Annotated in this window: 16 protein-coding genes and 1 riboswitch; of the genes, 5 read left to right on the plus strand and 11 right to left on the minus strand. The window is 47.2% G+C overall.

The window, feature by feature from the left end; translation table 11 throughout:
- Nucleotides 1–162 precede the first annotated feature (162 nt).
- A complete protein-coding gene (locus OTK50_RS02785; RefSeq protein WP_044801314.1) occupies nucleotides 163–1122 on the plus strand; it encodes a S8 family peptidase in 960 nt (319 codons plus the stop codon).
- A gap of 139 nt (nucleotides 1123–1261) precedes the next feature.
- Nucleotides 1262–1416, plus strand: a riboswitch (SAM riboswitch).
- 83 nt (nucleotides 1417–1499) lie between these two features.
- Nucleotides 1500–3788, plus strand: coding sequence for a 5-methyltetrahydropteroyltriglutamate--homocysteine S-methyltransferase (gene metE / locus OTK50_RS02790; protein ID WP_088462232.1), 2289 nt, complete (start codon nucleotides 1500–1502; stop codon nucleotides 3786–3788).
- A 48-nt stretch (nucleotides 3789–3836) separates the two neighbouring features.
- Here metE and yeiL read toward each other — a convergent pair whose 3' ends face one another.
- Nucleotides 3837–4508 (minus strand): transcriptional regulator YeiL, encoded by a 672-nt coding sequence (yeiL, locus tag OTK50_RS02795; RefSeq protein ID WP_088462233.1) that lies wholly within the window; start codon nucleotides 4506–4508, stop codon nucleotides 3837–3839.
- 81 nt (nucleotides 4509–4589) lie between these two features.
- Here yeiL and OTK50_RS02800 point away from each other — a divergent pair, with 81 nt between their 5' ends.
- Together OTK50_RS02800 and OTK50_RS02805 are read left to right on the plus strand one after the other, a co-directional pair.
- Nucleotides 4590–5774 carry an MFS transporter gene (locus OTK50_RS02800; protein WP_088462234.1) on the plus strand — a complete coding sequence of 395 codons (1185 nt, stop codon included), beginning with the start codon at nucleotides 4590–4592 and terminating at the stop codon, nucleotides 5772–5774.
- Between the two features lie 266 nt (nucleotides 5775–6040).
- Complete coding sequence (locus tag OTK50_RS02805; protein WP_239033836.1) at nucleotides 6041–7264, plus strand: BclA C-terminal domain-containing protein; 1224 nt, start codon at nucleotides 6041–6043, stop codon at nucleotides 7262–7264.
- Nucleotides 7265–7284: 20 nt separating this feature from the next.
- On the opposite strand, the gene OTK50_RS02810 is transcribed toward OTK50_RS02805, so the two are convergent.
- From OTK50_RS02810 to OTK50_RS02825, 4 genes are all read right to left on the minus strand, one after another.
- Nucleotides 7285–8412: a glycosyltransferase gene (locus OTK50_RS02810; protein WP_266121822.1), complete on the minus strand. Its 1128-nt coding sequence runs from the start codon at nucleotides 8410–8412 to the stop codon at nucleotides 7285–7287.
- Nucleotides 8413–8416: 4 nt separating this feature from the next.
- Nucleotides 8417–8878 (minus strand): hypothetical protein, encoded by a 462-nt coding sequence (locus OTK50_RS02815; protein ID WP_266121823.1) that lies wholly within the window; start codon nucleotides 8876–8878, stop codon nucleotides 8417–8419.
- A gap of 21 nt (nucleotides 8879–8899) precedes the next feature.
- A complete protein-coding gene (locus OTK50_RS02820; protein ID WP_029325870.1) occupies nucleotides 8900–9484 on the minus strand; it encodes a hypothetical protein in 585 nt (194 codons plus the stop codon).
- Between the two features lie 140 nt (nucleotides 9485–9624).
- Nucleotides 9625–10035: an organic hydroperoxide resistance protein gene (locus OTK50_RS02825; RefSeq protein WP_029325869.1), complete on the minus strand. Its 411-nt coding sequence runs from the start codon at nucleotides 10033–10035 to the stop codon at nucleotides 9625–9627.
- A 73-nt stretch (nucleotides 10036–10108) separates the two neighbouring features.
- Here OTK50_RS02825 and OTK50_RS02830 point away from each other — a divergent pair, with 73 nt between their 5' ends.
- Nucleotides 10109–10618 (plus strand): MarR family winged helix-turn-helix transcriptional regulator, encoded by a 510-nt coding sequence (locus OTK50_RS02830; protein WP_032874653.1) that lies wholly within the window; start codon nucleotides 10109–10111, stop codon nucleotides 10616–10618.
- 27 nt (nucleotides 10619–10645) lie between these two features.
- On the opposite strand, the gene OTK50_RS02835 is transcribed toward OTK50_RS02830, so the two are convergent.
- The 6 genes from OTK50_RS02835 to OTK50_RS02860 all read right to left on the minus strand — a co-directional run bounded on the left by OTK50_RS02835 (nucleotide 10646) and on the right by OTK50_RS02860 (nucleotide 15540).
- Complete coding sequence (locus OTK50_RS02835; RefSeq protein ID WP_045207197.1) at nucleotides 10646–11071, minus strand: organic hydroperoxide resistance protein; 426 nt, start codon at nucleotides 11069–11071, stop codon at nucleotides 10646–10648.
- Between the two features lie 113 nt (nucleotides 11072–11184).
- Nucleotides 11185–12432 carry a glutamate-5-semialdehyde dehydrogenase gene (locus tag OTK50_RS02840; RefSeq protein ID WP_266121824.1) on the minus strand — a complete coding sequence of 416 codons (1248 nt, stop codon included), beginning with the start codon at nucleotides 12430–12432 and terminating at the stop codon, nucleotides 11185–11187.
- On the minus strand, nucleotides 12429–13541 hold the full coding sequence (proB, locus tag OTK50_RS02845; RefSeq protein WP_224224213.1) for a glutamate 5-kinase: 1113 nt from the start codon (nucleotides 13539–13541) through the stop codon (nucleotides 12429–12431). Before proB ends, OTK50_RS02840 begins: the two co-directional genes overlap by 4 nt.
- 369 nt (nucleotides 13542–13910) lie before the next feature.
- Nucleotides 13911–14813: a formyltetrahydrofolate deformylase gene (gene purU, locus OTK50_RS02850; RefSeq protein WP_007407234.1), complete on the minus strand. Its 903-nt coding sequence runs from the start codon at nucleotides 14811–14813 to the stop codon at nucleotides 13911–13913.
- Nucleotides 14814–14887: 74 nt separating this feature from the next.
- Nucleotides 14888–15202 (minus strand): DMT family transporter, encoded by a 315-nt coding sequence (locus OTK50_RS02855; RefSeq protein ID WP_007407235.1) that lies wholly within the window; start codon nucleotides 15200–15202, stop codon nucleotides 14888–14890.
- On the minus strand, nucleotides 15202–15540 hold the full coding sequence (locus tag OTK50_RS02860) for a DMT family transporter (RefSeq protein WP_007407236.1): 339 nt from the start codon (nucleotides 15538–15540) through the stop codon (nucleotides 15202–15204). Before OTK50_RS02860 ends, OTK50_RS02855 begins: the two co-directional genes overlap by 1 nt.
- Between the last annotated feature and the right edge of the window lie 35 nt (nucleotides 15541–15575).

A 15575-nucleotide genomic window follows, 5' to 3' on the forward strand; every position in this document is an offset into this window, starting at 1 on the left:
AAGCTGTCAAACTATCCATATATTTGAAATTTTTTAGTACGATAGATTACGCCTTTTTTATGAAAATGCTTCAAATGACTCTTTCCGGCCGGCATGCTCTGCCATAAAATAGTAGCAACACCCTTGTATCCACTCGCAAGCATAAAAAAGGAGGGCTTTTTTATGAATGGTGAAATGCATTTGATTCCTTATGTCACGGATGAACAGATCATGGATGTGAACGAGCTTCCTGAGGGGATTAAAGTGATTAAGGCGCCAGAGTTGTGGGCAAAAGGGTTTAAAGGCAAGGATATTAAAATCGCGGTGCTTGACACAGGCTGCGACATCAATCATCCTGATTTGAAAGACCGGATTGTCGGCGGGAAAAACTTCACCGATGATGACGGAGGCAAAGAAGACGCGATTTCCGATTATAACGGACACGGGACACACGTTTCCGGAACGATTGCCGCCAATGATTCAAACGGCGGAATTTCGGGTGTCGCGCCGGAAGCAAGCCTTTTAATCGTTAAAGTTCTCGGCGGTCAAAACGGCAGCGGCAAATACGAATGGATCATTAACGGCATCAACTACGCCGTTGAACAAAAGGCCGATATCATTTCCATGTCACTCGGCGGGCCAAGCGATGTGCCTGAATTGAAAGAAGCCGTCACAAATGCGGTAAAAAGCGGTGTTCTGGTCGTTTGCGCAGCAGGAAACGAAGGCGACGGAGACGAGCGTACAGAGGAACTGTCGTATCCGGCCGCTTACAACGAAGTGATCGCAGTCGGATCAGTCTCAATCGCCCGTAAATCGTCTGAATTTTCAAACGCCAATAAAGAGATTGACCTGGTGGCTCCGGGAGAAAATATTCTCTCCACCCTTCCCAACCATAAATACGGGAAGCTGACGGGCACTTCAATGGCCGCCCCGCATGTGAGCGGAGCGCTTGCCTTAATAAAAGGGCTTGAACAGGACGCGTTTCAGCGGACGCTTTCTGAGGCTGAAATCTACGCCCAGCTCGTGCGGCGGACCCTTCCTTTGGACATCTCCAAAACATTGGCCGGGAACGGATTTCTGTATTTAGACGCGCCTGAAGTGCTGATGGAAAGAGCCGAACAGGCCCAGCTGCTGTCTTTCTGATATTTTTCTCGTATAATGATTAATCAGCTTGTCATATCACCAATTTTTAAATTGTGAGATTTTCTATTGACAGTGATCTGAATAAGCTGATAAGATAACCAACAAATGATGTAACTTTTCAAAAAAATTGAAATATTTTCTCTTATCGAGAGTTGGGCGAGGGATTGGCCTTTTGACCCCAACAGCAACCGACCGTAATTCCATTGTGAAATGGGGCGCGTGATTTTTGCGCCGAGACGATTGTCTCATAAGGCACGGTGCTAATTCCATCAGACGTGATCTGAGAGATAAGAGAGGCTTGCATTTTGAAGTTAAAGCCTCTTTCTCTCATGAGAAAGAGGCTTTTTTGTTACATCTCACTTAAAGGAGGAAACTTAATGACAACAATCAAAACTTCGAACCTCGGTTTTCCGAGAATCGGCTTGAACAGAGAATGGAAAAAAGCGCTTGAGGCTTATTGGAAAGGTAACACTGATAAAGAAACGTTTCTTAAAGAGCTTGACGGTTTATTCTTATCAGCTGTCAAAACACAGCTTGACCAACATATCGATATCGTGCCGGTCTCTGATTTCACCCATTATGACCATGTGCTTGATACAGCCGTCAGCTTTAACTGGATTCCGGAAAGATTCCGCAGCATCACGGATCCCGTTGATACATACTTTGCGATTGCCCGTGGTGTAAAAGACGCCGTTTCCAGTGAAATGACGAAATGGTTCAATACCAACTACCATTACATCGTTCCTGAATATGACGAAAGCATTGAATTCCGTCTGACGAGAAACAAACAGCTTGACGACTACCGCCGGATCAAAGAAAAATTCGGAGCGGAAACAAAACCTGTCATCGTCGGTCCGTACACATTCGTCACACTTGCGAAAGGATACGAAGAATCAGAAGCGAAAGCGATTCAAAAGCGCCTTGTTCCTCTTTATGTGCAGCTGCTGAAAGAGCTTGAAGCAGAAGGCGTCAAATGGGTTCAGATTGATGAGCCTGCCCTTGTGACAGCTTCTTCTGAAGATGTCCGCGCCGCCAAAGACCTCTATGAGGCGATCACAAAAGAGCTTTCAGGACTGAATGTCCTCCTGCAGACATACTTCGATTCGGTTGATGCATATGAAGAACTCGTTTCTTATCCTGTACAGGGAATCGGGCTTGACTTCGTACATGATAAAGGCAGAAACCTTGAGCAGCTGAAAAAGCACGGCTTCCCGAAAGATAAAGTACTGGCAGCCGGTGTGGTCGACGGCCGGAACATTTGGAAAATCGATGTTGAAGAACGCCTTGACGCGGCTTTGGATATCCTCAGCCACGCTGATGTTGAGGAGTTATGGATTCAGCCTTCAAGCAGCCTTCTGCACGTGCCGGTGGCGAAACACCCTGACGAGCATCTTGAAAAGGATTTGCTGAACGGCCTGTCATACGCTAAAGAAAAACTGGCGGAACTCGGCGTCTTAAAAGAAGGGCTTCTGTCCGGAAAAGCGGCCGTCAGTGAGCAGATCGAAGAATCAAAAGCGGCACTTAAGGCTTTAAAAGCATTCGCAACAGGAGCGAACTCAGCTCAAAAAGAAGAGCTGAATCAGCTGACGGAAAAAGATTTCTCCCGTCCGGCAAGCTTTGAAGAACGATTGGCGCTGCAGAATGAATCACTCGGTCTTCCTCTTCTGCCGACGACGACAATCGGAAGCTTCCCTCAATCTGCCGAGGTGCGGAGCGCACGGCAAAAATGGCGCAAAAAAGATTGGACTGATGAACAGTACCAAGCCTTTATTAATGCGGAAACGAAGCGCTGGGTTGACATTCAGGAAGAAATCGGCTTAGACGTGCTCGTTCACGGAGAATTTGAGCGTACGGACATGGTCGAATACTTCGGTGAAAAACTTGCCGGATTCGCCTTTACGAAATATGCATGGGTGCAGTCTTACGGTTCACGCTGCGTACGTCCGCCTGTCATTTTCGGAGATGTCGAATTTATCGAACCGATGACGGTAAAAGATACGGTCTACGCCCAATCGCTGACGGAAAAACACATGAAAGGCATGCTGACGGGACCTGTCACCATCTTAAACTGGTCATTCCCGCGTGTGGATATTTCAAGAAAAGAAATCGCCTTCCAGATCGGGCTTGCCCTCAGAAAAGAAGTAAAAGCGCTTGAAGATGCCGGTATACAGATTATCCAAGTGGATGAACCCGCGCTCCGCGAAGGACTGCCGTTAAAAACGCAGGATTGGGATGAATATTTAACTTGGGCTGCAGAAGCATTCCGGTTAACGACGTCTTCTGTGCAAAATGAGACGCAGATTCATACGCATATGTGTTACAGCAACTTTGAAGATATCGTAGATACGATCAATGATCTTGACGCGGATGTCATTACAATCGAACACAGCAGAAGCCACGGAGGATTTTTAGAATATTTGAAAGAACATCCTTACGTAAAAGGCCTCGGACTCGGTGTATACGACATTCACAGCCCGCGTGTGCCGGCAACTGAAGAAATCTATCAAATTATTGATGACGCGCTTGAAGTGTGTCCGACTGACCGCTTCTGGGTAAACCCGGACTGCGGACTGAAAACAAGACAGCAGGAAGAAACCGTTGCGGCATTAAAAAATATGGTCGACGCCGCGAAACAGGCACGAAAAAAACAAGCTCAGCTTGTATAATGAAAACAGCCATCCGCAAATCGCGGGTGGCTGTTTTTTCTGGGCGTGCTACTTATTCTTCAGCGCCTCCCCAAGTTCACTTAGTGAATCATGCTGCTTAATTTGATAGCCCCGCCCTTCTTTTTGCAAATACCCTTTTTGGCAAAATTGCGTCAGCACATGCAAGAGATGACGGTAAGATACACCCAAATAATCACAGACCGTTACGTGCTTCTCTTTATAAACCCCTTCATAAGCCGTCTGCAAAATAAAATCAGCCAGCCGGTTTTCAAGCGGGAACGCCAGACTCTGTGAATATTTCGAAGCCATAAGCGTTGCCTTAGCACTTAAAAACTTAGCCAACTCACGCAGGAATTTCGCATCCTGCAGCAATTGCGCGCGACAGCGGTAAATAGGCAGAGCAAAACAAACAGTCTTCGCTGAGGCTTGAATTCCTTTTGTGTAATACACTTCATGTAATAGTTCCATCTCTCCGATGTAATCATTTTTGTTGATAAAATTAATTAAAGAAACTTTTCCGTTTTGATGGGTTACATATATTTTCGCTTTTCCTTCAATCACGTAAAACAGGAAGTCAGGCCTCCTGCCCTCTTGAATAATCCATTCGTCCCGCTCATATTCGCGCACTTCCATAAACTCTTCAGCGGGGAAAGAGAATAAATGCGCGATTGAGTGTTTTTCTAACTGATGCCGCTTTTTCTCGCCTTTATAAAATTCCATCGTCCACCCCAAAAATATGAGATATCTCATATTGTCTTTATGTCCTTACATGATAACATGCCAATTAAAGGAGGAACGGGAATGAAAGCATATCGCTGGATGAGTCTGCATTTTTTTAGTTTTTTTATGACATGGGGTGTTTTTCTGCCCTATTGGACGGGATGGATGGTGCATATAAAAGGGGTTTCCGTATCCGAAGCCAGTTTCATTATGAGCCTGGGCTTGGCGGCAAGAGGGATTTCCACATTATTTTTCTTCCCTTATTTATCAGGAAAATTCAGCAGCAAAGCCTTATTAAACGGCGCCAGAATCGGGACGCTTCTCGCACTTTTATGTTATATTCCCGCTGATTCTTTTCAAAGCCTGCTTCTTGTCACATTAGTGCTGCATGTGTTTTACCCTGCTTTAATGCCTGCTTTAGACAGCGCTTGCGGCGTCCTTGTACAGCATAACGAATTAAAGGCTTATGGGACAAGCCGCCAGTGGGGGTCCGCGGGTTTTGTTTCAGCCGGCGTCATCCTGTCCGTCTTTACAGGTATATTCGGAGATCAAGCGATTTTATGGGCACTGCTTTTGGGCACCCTGATATTCGCATGCCTCAGCTTTATGCATGCGCCAGCTGTTCTTTCAAAACGGCCGGAAACAGACCGCGCAATAAAAGAGGGTATGTTTGCCTTATTCCGCATCAAATATTTCGGTCTGGTGCTCGCAATCGTTATCTTACTGCAGGCGGCACATGCATCTTACTACAATTACGGTTATCTCTTTTTGCAGGAAATCGATGCGCCCGCATATGCCATCGGAATCATCATCAACATCGCCGTTATCGCGGAGATTATCTTCTTTGCAATCGCTGACCGATACTTTCATCAATTTACGGCAGGCTCTTTGCTCGCTCTGGCGGCGCTTGGTGCTACCGTACGCTGGATACTCGTATTTGCCTTTCCGCATGTCATCATTTTCTGTATTGCGCAGACGCTGCATGCCTGTTCATTCGCGATGGGACACTATGCATTTATGAAATACTTAATTAAAAATATTTCACCCGCGCAAATCCCGAAAGCCCAAGGCATATATTCAGCGCTTGCGCTCAGCTGGAGCACTGCGGCATTTACTATTTTCGGAGGTTTTTTATATGAAATTGAACCCCGGTATGCCTTTATCGGAATGATTGTTTGTACGATCCCATCCATGCTACTCGCCCTTGTATACAGAAAACTTGAAATGAAAAAGAGAGTTTTTGCAGGAAACGCACAAGATATATAGCCATCGCTTTATAGACGATCACATGTCCCGCTGTCATTTTGACCGATTTGCGAATGCTGTGCGATGTATTTTCTCTATATTTAAAGTATTTCCTTCATATATGATGAAATCAAAAACAGCGGTATAGCCCGCTCAATTGGTTAATGAAGGGAATCAGAAACTTGGACAGAATCCGTGAATATAATGATACAGTACTGCTTACGCTCATTTCGGGGAACTTTGTTCGTAATAAAATGATTTTCAGCCAACTCATAAGGAGGGACATTGTGTCACAGCCTAATTTGCCCAATATCACCCCTGTCGTTACACTTTCCAGAGACGATACCATTAACCTTCTTCTTTCGTCAATTGCTATGGAAGAGCTGGGAATGGCACATATTCTGAATGCGGAAGGGGAAAAAATCCAATACGCGCTCGGAACGATTCCCGGATTAACAGGACCCCCGTCAAGTCTTGCTGATATTCTTAACCTGAATGAGAGCGTCCGGGATACGCTTGACAGCTTAATGAAACAGGAGCTTCTTCTCGGTTCAAAATTGGACAGTATCTCAAATATCCCTACACTGGCGGGACCGACTGGTGCTACGGGGCCGACCGGGGCAATAGGACCGGCCGGAGCGACGGGGCCAACCGGACCGACGGGGGTCACCGGTGCGGGCCTTCAAGGAATTGTTGCTTTTAATCCGCTGAGCGCCCCCACTTACACAACCGGACAGGTTGTCTTGTATAACGGAAGCTCTTACGTCGCAAACGTAAACAGCCCTGTGGGAACCCCTGGAGCCTCAGCTGACTATACACTTTTAGCTGCGGCGGGAAGCACCGGCACTACTGGCGGTACCGGGCCGACTGGAATCACCGGCGCTACTGGCGGTACCGGGCCGACTGGAATCACCGGCGCTACTGGCGGTACCGGACCGACCGGAATCACCGGCGCTACTGGCGGCACCGGACCGACCGGGATCACCGGCGCTACTGGCGGCACCGGACCGACCGGGATCACCGGCGCTACTGGCGGCACCGGACCGACCGGGATCACCGGCGCTACTGGCGGCACCGGACCGACCGGGATCACCGGAACAAGTCTGACAGCAACTTCCGGCTATGCGAGCAATACGGGCGGCGGTGTTGTCGCAGTTATTGCCGGCGGCACGACCATTTCCTTACCGAATGAACAAAACCTTTCGGCAGATATTACGGCTAATGCCGCAAATACCATATTTACCGTTGCTCCGGCAGGACGGTACTATATTTCCTACCATATTAATTTAACGGCCGGCCTGCTTGTAAGTTCGCGTATTTTAATCAACGGCACTCCTCCTGCAAGTTCGATTATCGCCCCGGTCGCGTCTTTGGCAAACTTTAATAACTCCTTTATTGTGACTTTGCCAGCACGCAGCACCATCCAGCTTCAGCTGTTCGGATTATTGGGTGCGGTCACATTGCTTGGAGGAAGCGCCGGTGCAGCTTTAAACATTATTCGATTATCTTAATGGAACATGCAAAAAAAGGATCAGGCGTTTGTCCGCTGATCCTTTTTTAATTGAGACAGAAGCTCTTGTGCGGGTTTAAATTGAGGATTGAACTTCACCGATTTTTTGGCGTAGGCGATGGCCGTCATATCATGGTTTAATGCAGCATGGCATTTCGCCATATAATAAAAAGCTCTGAAATCGGCGGCACCTTTTAAAATGAAGTGATCAGCGTTTTCTCCTTCAACCTGCGTTCCGTTTTCAAATGCTTTGATTGCCGCTCTGTACTTTTCCAAATGATATAATACAAGGCCTTTATAATAATGAAGATTGCTGTAATCAGGATATAGCTTGAGCACTTTTTCAATCCCTTGTTCGGCTTCTTCATACCGTTTGAGCTCAAGCAATATTGTATATTTCAAATAATACAGGAGAGACGGAGGCATTCGTTTTTCGCTTAAAAATTGAAAAATTGAGCCTTTGACAAGATGTAATGCTTTTTCATAGTCTTTTATTCTGTAGCATTCACTTGCCAAATGATAGACAAGCCACGGGTCAGGATTTTCCTCTGAAAGCTCTTCATTTAAAATGCTGATATTCCGTTTATGTTTTTGCTTGATCTTTTCTTCCTGCTCCAAGTAGCCGTAGTGATGAATCACACATGGGAGCGCGAAAAAAGCATTGTTTTCTTCCTCATTGGAAGCCGAGATATTCTCGTGAATTCTGCCTTGATACAGAAGGCCTTTATGATTGCGGAACAGTCTCGGCTGCATGCTTTCAAACGCTTCGTTTTCATCGAGCAGCTTCCCTGTATAATTGATGATTTTCAAAAGCCCCCGGCTCGGTAATCCGTCATGAAGCAGCGAAGTTAAAAAGCGGCCCGTCTCCTGATCGAGCTCTTCATCCGCGTCAAGCACTAAAATCCAATCTCCTTCGGCATGCTGCAGGGCGTAATTTCTGGCCTTTGCGAAATCATTCTCCCATTTGAAATCAAATACTCTTGCCTGAAAGCTTTTGCATATATCTTTTGTATTATCTTGTGATCCGGTGTCTGCGATGACAATCTCATCAACGATGTCTTGTACACTTGATAAACAACGGGAGATGTATCTCTCCTCGTTTTTCACAATCATGCAAAGAGTCAGTTTACATTCAGTATTTCCGCTCATTTTCTCACCTTTCCCGATTTTGGAGTTGTTGATTGAACCAAGGCCGTTCAGGAGTGCCGTTCATCGTTATAATGACAGGCCGCACCCATCTGACGGCAGGTTCGGCAGTTTCCGCATCCCATTCCTGAAGCTGCCTGACAGCCCGCTTCGTAATGGGATGCGCCCGGAATTCGCGCGGGCTTTCAAAAATGAATTTTTTCGTTCGTTCCGTAACTGTCTTCATTTCAAGAAAGTGCCGCTCATACATCTGCTTCTGCTCTTCTTCCAAGCTGATCATTAAAAACAGACGGCCGCCTGTTTCCTTCTGCCAGCGGCACAATGCGGAGAACAGCCTGATTTCTTCTTTGTAATTTGAACCCCTTCTTTTATCCACGGTCACAGATAATATATGTAACAGCGCAATCGTGAGACAATGCATGGCTTCAAAAGATGCCTGTTTCGCTTTTGAAATGCTTGGATACGGCATATGCTTCACCCGTCTCTTTTTTTATGAACGCTCCCCGCCTTTTTTCTTCCAACCGCAGTCCTCACAATCCCCACACTCACAGCAGCCAATGCGGCCGTAAAACAGGCCGTCACACGGATCTTCCGGATCACTGGGATCGTCTGGATTCCACGGGTCATCAGGATCGCCCGGATCACTCGGATTACTTGGGTCATCCGGATTCCACGGGTCATCAGGGTCGCCCGGATCACTCGGATTACTTGGGTCGTCCGGATTCCACGGGTCATCAGGATCGCCCGGATTACTCGGATTGCTTGGGTCGTCCGGGTCCATACAGGCTTCAGAATCCTGTAAGAAGATAATGTCCTCAAGCTTCGTCTGCAAAAGGAGTTGTGATTTCATGACGGTGCGCAGGAGCCGTTCAGTGCTTCTATTGATTGATGACAATTCCTCCAAAGAGGGATCGCCGGAAGCGCCGAGAAACATTTGAATCCTTTCCGCTTCCGCCTGCAGAATATGGGATAGTCCGATTTCTTCCATAGCCACGGATGAAAGAAGGAGGTTCAGGGTCTCACATCTGGAGAGTGTAATGTCGGGGGTGATGTTCGGTATGTTTGGAAGAGACATCGATATCTCCCTCTTTTCTCTTGGTGTCATTATGCAAAAGTGCTATATCGTATTCTTATTCCGGGAGAGAAGAGATCATTACTGATGTTTTCGTTAATAAAATATCCCGGATATAAAATCCGGGATATTCGTTCGTTGATTTATTTTAATTCAAGTTTGACGTCTACATTTCCTCTTGTTGCTTTTGAATACGGACAGAACTCGTGAGCAGCCTGCACAAGCTTCTCCGCCGTTTCTTTGTCAAGATCTTTTGTATCAATGACGAGCGTTACGCCGATTTTGTAACCTCCGTCACTCTCATCTTTTAAAAGGCTGACCTGTCCTTCAATTTCAGAGGTCATGTCGATTTTTTGTTTTTGGGCGGCGAGCTCAAGCGCTCCCCCGAAGCAGGCAGCATATCCTGCCGCAAAGAGCTGTTCAGGGTTTGTGCCGGTTTCTCCGTCTTTTTTTGCATTCGGCATGATGATGTCAAAATCCAGCACCCCGTCTTCGGATTTAATATGTCCTGCTCGTCCGCCGACTGCGGTCGCTTTTGAAGTAAATAATGCCATTATTATCAGCCTCCTCATTGTACTTACTGTATATATTGCCCCTGCTCATATTTTTAAACATGAGGAATAGGAAATGGGCCGTTTTTCGGCTACAATAGGGGTAACGTTAACAAACAAAGAGTTGGTGAAAGAAGTAATGGCAGAAAAAGAATTTGAACATATGAAACTGGAGAATCAGCTTTGTTTTTTGCTGTACGCAAGCTCAAGGGAAATGACGAAGCGGTACAAACCGCTGCTTGATAAGCTCAACGTAACTTATCCCCAGTATTTGGCACTGCTTTTATTATGGGAGCACGAAGAACTGAATGTGAAACGGATGGGTGAGCTTTTGTACCTGGATTCCGGAACGCTGACACCGATGCTGAAACGGATGGAGCAGCACGGAATCATCATGAGAAAGCGGTCGGCTGAAGACGAACGATCCGTGACGATCAGGCTCACAGATGAAGGGCGGGCCTTGCAGAAAACAGCGGCGGATATCCCCATTGCCATGCTGGAACAGACGGGACGGTCAAAAGAGGAATTAAAGCAGTTAAAGCAGTCGCTTTATGAGGTTTTGAATACGCTGCACGGCAAAAAATAAGGATGCCCCGAATGGGCATCCTTATTTTTATTCTGCTGCCAGAAGCTTCACTTCAATATTTCCCGCTGTCGCTTTTGAATACGGACAGACACCGTGCGCTTTTTGGATAAGGGCTTCAAGCTCCTGTTTATCAATGCCAGATGCTTTGACCTCAAGCGTAACGCCTAGTTTATATCCTTGGTCTGCTTCATCTTTCAACAGACTGACATGCGCAGTGACCTCTGTTGCAATACTCAGACGCTCTTTTCTCGCTACGAGCTGAAGAGCGCTGTCAAAGCAGGCTGAATATCCTGCGGCAAACAGCTGTTCAGGGTTTGTAGCATGCTCGAGCTTTTTTGCTCTTGGCGTTCCCGGCATGGCAACATCAAGATTCAGCACTCCGTCAGAAGACGTGACTTTCCCTTCACGTCCGCCGGCGGCTGATACGGTTGCAGTAAATAATGGTTTTGTCATGTAAATTCACCTCTATTATATTGTGTGCAATTTAATATTACACAATATAATAGAGGGCGTCAATCTTTCCTCATAAAAAAAGCCTACCCTTTTTGAAGGATAAGCTTAAAAGATTATACGCGGATTTGTCCGTTTCCTTTAATGATGTTTTTTGTAGATGTTAACGCCGGAAGCCCCATCGGCCCTCTCGCGTGAAGCTTTTGCGTGCTGATGCCGATTTCGGCTCCGTATCCGAATTCAAAACCGTCCGTAAACCGGGTTGAAGCATTATGATACACGGCGGCGGCGTCAACGGCGGTCTGGAAGTAAGCCGCATGCTCGGCGTTCTCCGTCAGAATGGCTTCTGAATGGTTTGTGCCGTACTGCTGAATGTGGCGGACCGCCTCCTGTACGTCCTGCACCGTTTTTACACTGAGAATCGGCGCCAAGTACTCCGCTCCCCAATCGGCTTCTTCTGCTTGTTTCGCTTGAGGCTCCAGCCCGCAAATCACCTGATCTCCTCGGAGCTCCACGCCTTTTTCTGTCAGCTGATTCAGCAGCTTTCGGCCGTGTTCTTCAGCCCATTTTTCATGAATCAAAAGAGATTCAATCGCGTTGCAGACCGAAGGACGCTGTGTTTTGGCGTTGATGACGACCTCGCTTGCCATAAGGGGATCTGCTGACTGATCTATGTACACGTGGCAATTGCCCGCTCCGGTTTCTAAAACGGGCACGGTTGATTCCCTGACCACAAGATCAATTAAATTTTTACCGCCGCGCGGGATCAATACATCCAGCCCGTCATTTAATGTAAAGAGCTGTTTGGCGGTTTCTTTGCTTGTATCTTCTATGAGCTGAACGACATCAATCGGAAGCTTTGACAGCCCAAGTGCGCGTTTCATCACACTGACAAGCGCTATGTTGCTGTGGATGGCGGAAGAACTTCCTCTGAGCACAACCGCGTTTCCGGTTTTCAGGCAGAGTGTGGCCGCGTCTACGGTAACGTTCGGTCTGGCCTCATAGATCATGCCCACTACTCCGAGGGGCACGCGGATTTTTTCAATGGATAATCCATTTTCTTTTTGAATGGTCTCCAGCGACTCACCGACGGGATCTTCAAGACCGATTAACAGTTCCACGGCGTCCGCGATATCGAGCAGGCGTTTTTCATCAAGAGTCAGCCTGTCAATAATGTCAGGTGTCAGTCCTCTGTTCCGTCCCGCTTCAATATCTTTCTGATTCTCTGTTAAAATCAGCCGGCGTTCATTTCTGAGTCCGTCTGCAATACATTGGAGCGCTTCGTTTTTTTCAGCCGTCGTTTTCATGACCATTTCGGCAGCCGCTTCTTTTGCCAAAGCCGCCTTTTGCAATACTTCACTCATTTCTGTTCCCCCTCGTCAAATAAATTCACCCAATCATCTCTGTGAATCACTTCCACCTGCTTCGTTCCTGAAAGCTGGTCGCTCCGCTTCCCTTTGGCTTCTAAAATTTCATCGGATGAGTACTGCGTCTGCCCTTTGCCGATAATGCCCCCGGGTCCTCTGACTTCCACTACGGCCCCTTTCGGAAAACTGCCGCAGACATCGGCGACGCCGGCCGGGAGGAGACTTGACCCGTTATGGATCATCGCCTGCTCCGCTCCCCCATCAATGATGATTTCCCCTGATATCGGAGAATGAAACATGATCCATTGCCGTGTATTATTCACTGAGGATAGGTCTTTATCACCGATATATGTGCCGTCGCCTTTTCCGTCTAAAATTCCCATCAGTTTTTCCCGTCCGGAGCCGGTTCCGATAAATACCTTCACCCCGAGCGACAATGCGGTCTGGGCGGCGAGAAGTTTTGACTTCATGCCTCCGGTGCCGACCTTTGAGCCTGCTGATCCGGCATACCCGAGCAATTCTGGTGTGATGTCATTCAGATAGTCGAACCGCTTTGCGTCCGGGTTTTCATTCGGATTGGCATCGTACAGCCCGTTAATGTCTGTGAGAATCATTAATTGGTCTGCATGAATCAAACCGCTTACAAGCGCCGACAGCATGTCGTTATCACCGAACGTCAGCTCTTCAACTGATGTGGAATCATTCTCATTAATAATCGGCACGACGCCGCGCTCCAACAGTTCCATTACAGTAGCATAAGCATTTCTGTACCGCTCTCTTTTTGAGAAATCATTTCTTGTTAATAAAATTTGTGCCGGCGTCAGACCGTATCTTTTTAAATGGTCCATATATTGCTGCATTAAAAGCGTCTGGCCGACTGCGGCAGCTGCCTGCTTTCCTTTTATCGTAACGGGTCGCGACGGATAGCCGAGAGCGGAAAAACCCGCTGCCACCGCGCCTGAGGTAATGAGGATCACTTCATGCCCGTTTTCTTTTAATAAAGAAATGGCTTCCGTATGTTCCTTGATTTTTGCTTCATCAATACTTCCGTTACTGTTGGTGAGCGAGCTGCTCCCGATTTTCACAACAATTCTTTGTTTTTTCATCGTTTCTCCTCCGTGGCAATCAATCCAAACCGGCTCTCGTCAATAAAAAAAGCCCATTCCGTCCTGAAAAATAAGGACGAAATGGGCTTTCCGTGGTACCACCTTGTTTGAACGCGTTTTTCACGCGTCCCGCTTTCCTGTAACGCCAGGTTATCGCGCCTGAGTTTTCCCCTCAGGACTCCAAGGCAGGTTCGGCAGGTTTCATGCGGCAAAATGTTTCAGCGGGCCATTTTGCTCTCTGTCACAGAAAGTTCTGCGTACTGATCCTCTTCAACGCTCAATGATTTTTTTATATTATGCAAAGAAAACAGGTTCTTGTCAAGACATTTTCATCCATAAAAAACAGTCCGCCTCCCCGGCGGACCGCCATTAATTAAATACGATCGTTTTGTTTCCGTGAACGATGACGCGGTCTTCCAGATGCCATTTTACGGCTCTTGCCAACACGCTCCGCTCAATCGTTCTGCCGATATTCTTCAGATCCTCTGCGTGATCTCTGTGATCGACGCGTTCAATATCCTGTTCAATAATCGGCCCTTCGTCAAGATCGTCCGTCACATAGTGAGAGGTCGCGCCGATTAATTTCACTCCGCGCTCATAAGCCCGTTTATACGGATTAGCGCCGATAAAGGCCGGCAGAAATGAATGGTGGATGTTAATAATCCGATTCGGATGGGCAGATACAAAATCAGACGTCAAGATCTGCATGTAGCGGGCAAGAACGATCACATCAATCTTATACCGCTCCAGCAGCTCAAGCTGGCGCCGTTCCACTTCGGCGCGGATGTCTTTGTTAGCTTTCATGTAATGGAACGGAATATTCAGCGGTTCGACCACTTCTTTGGCCTCTTCGTGGTTGCTGATGACGACCGCAATTTCGGCCATCATATTGCCGCTTTGCCATTCCCAAATCAGTTCATGAAGGCAGTGCAGCTCCTTCGATACAAAGATCGCCACTCGCTTCAACTCACTTGCCAGAGACAGGCTCCATGTCATGCCGAATGTCTGGGCGATTGAGGCGAAAGCCTGCTGTAAGTCTTCTTTTTTCTCACGAATGCCCTTGCAGTCGAATTCGATCCTAAGAAAAAATCGTCCGCCTTCAGGGTCAGTCGTGTATTGATTTGATTCAATAATGTTTGCGCCATGTTCAAACAAAAACGCCGACACGGCCGATACAATTCCCGGCTGGTCGGGGCAGCTGACGAGCAGGCGCCCTTTTTCCTCATTCCCGCGGCGGTATTCTTTCAGCCGCTGTGTCATATATGAATTCATCTGTTTTAATCCCTCGTATCTTCATAATTCGTAACTTACTAATAGATTATACTGAAGATTTGATAAAAATCAATTTACGAAAGAATTTTCAGCCCTACGGCAGCGCATAAAATAAGCGCAATGAAAAAGATGCGCTTCGCATCCTTCTGCTCGCCGTAGAAAAGAATGCCGGCTAGTGCGCCGCCCGCCGTGCCGATACCGGTCCAGATCGCATAGGCCGTGCCCATCGCGATTGTCTCCATCGCATAAGAAAGCAGGGAAAAAGAAGCCGCAAATCCGGCGATAATGAAAAGAATCCATTTGACTTTCTTTTCTTTTTGAAATTGATTCATTAAAATCACCCCGAGCATTTCACAAAGACCCGCGGCTATCAGGCTGATCCAATGCATTACGCCTTCTCCTCCTTCGTCTCAGGCTTATCCTGTGTGACCAGCTTTAACCCGATGACGCCGATCAGCAAAACGCCGATCAGCACGATTTTCACCGGATCGGCCTGTTCTTTGAAAAGCAGGATTTCACTGAGCACGGTGCCCGCTGTCCCGAGTCCGGTAAAGACTGCATATACCGTTCCTACGGGCAGGCTGTCTGTCGCCTTGATTAATAGATAAAAACTGATGATGATTCCCGTAATCGTGCCGCTCCACGCCAGTGCCGAATCAGCATGTTTCAGGCCGGTGACCCATACCACTTCAAATACGGCCGCTATGACCACTAAACCCCATTTCATGTTCTTCACCCTTTCAGTATCCGGACAATACAAAA

Origin of the sequence: Bacillus sp. NEAU-CP5 (assembly GCF_026420705.1) — a bacterium.
Taxonomy (GTDB): domain Bacteria; phylum Bacillota; class Bacilli; order Bacillales; family Bacillaceae; genus Bacillus; species Bacillus velezensis.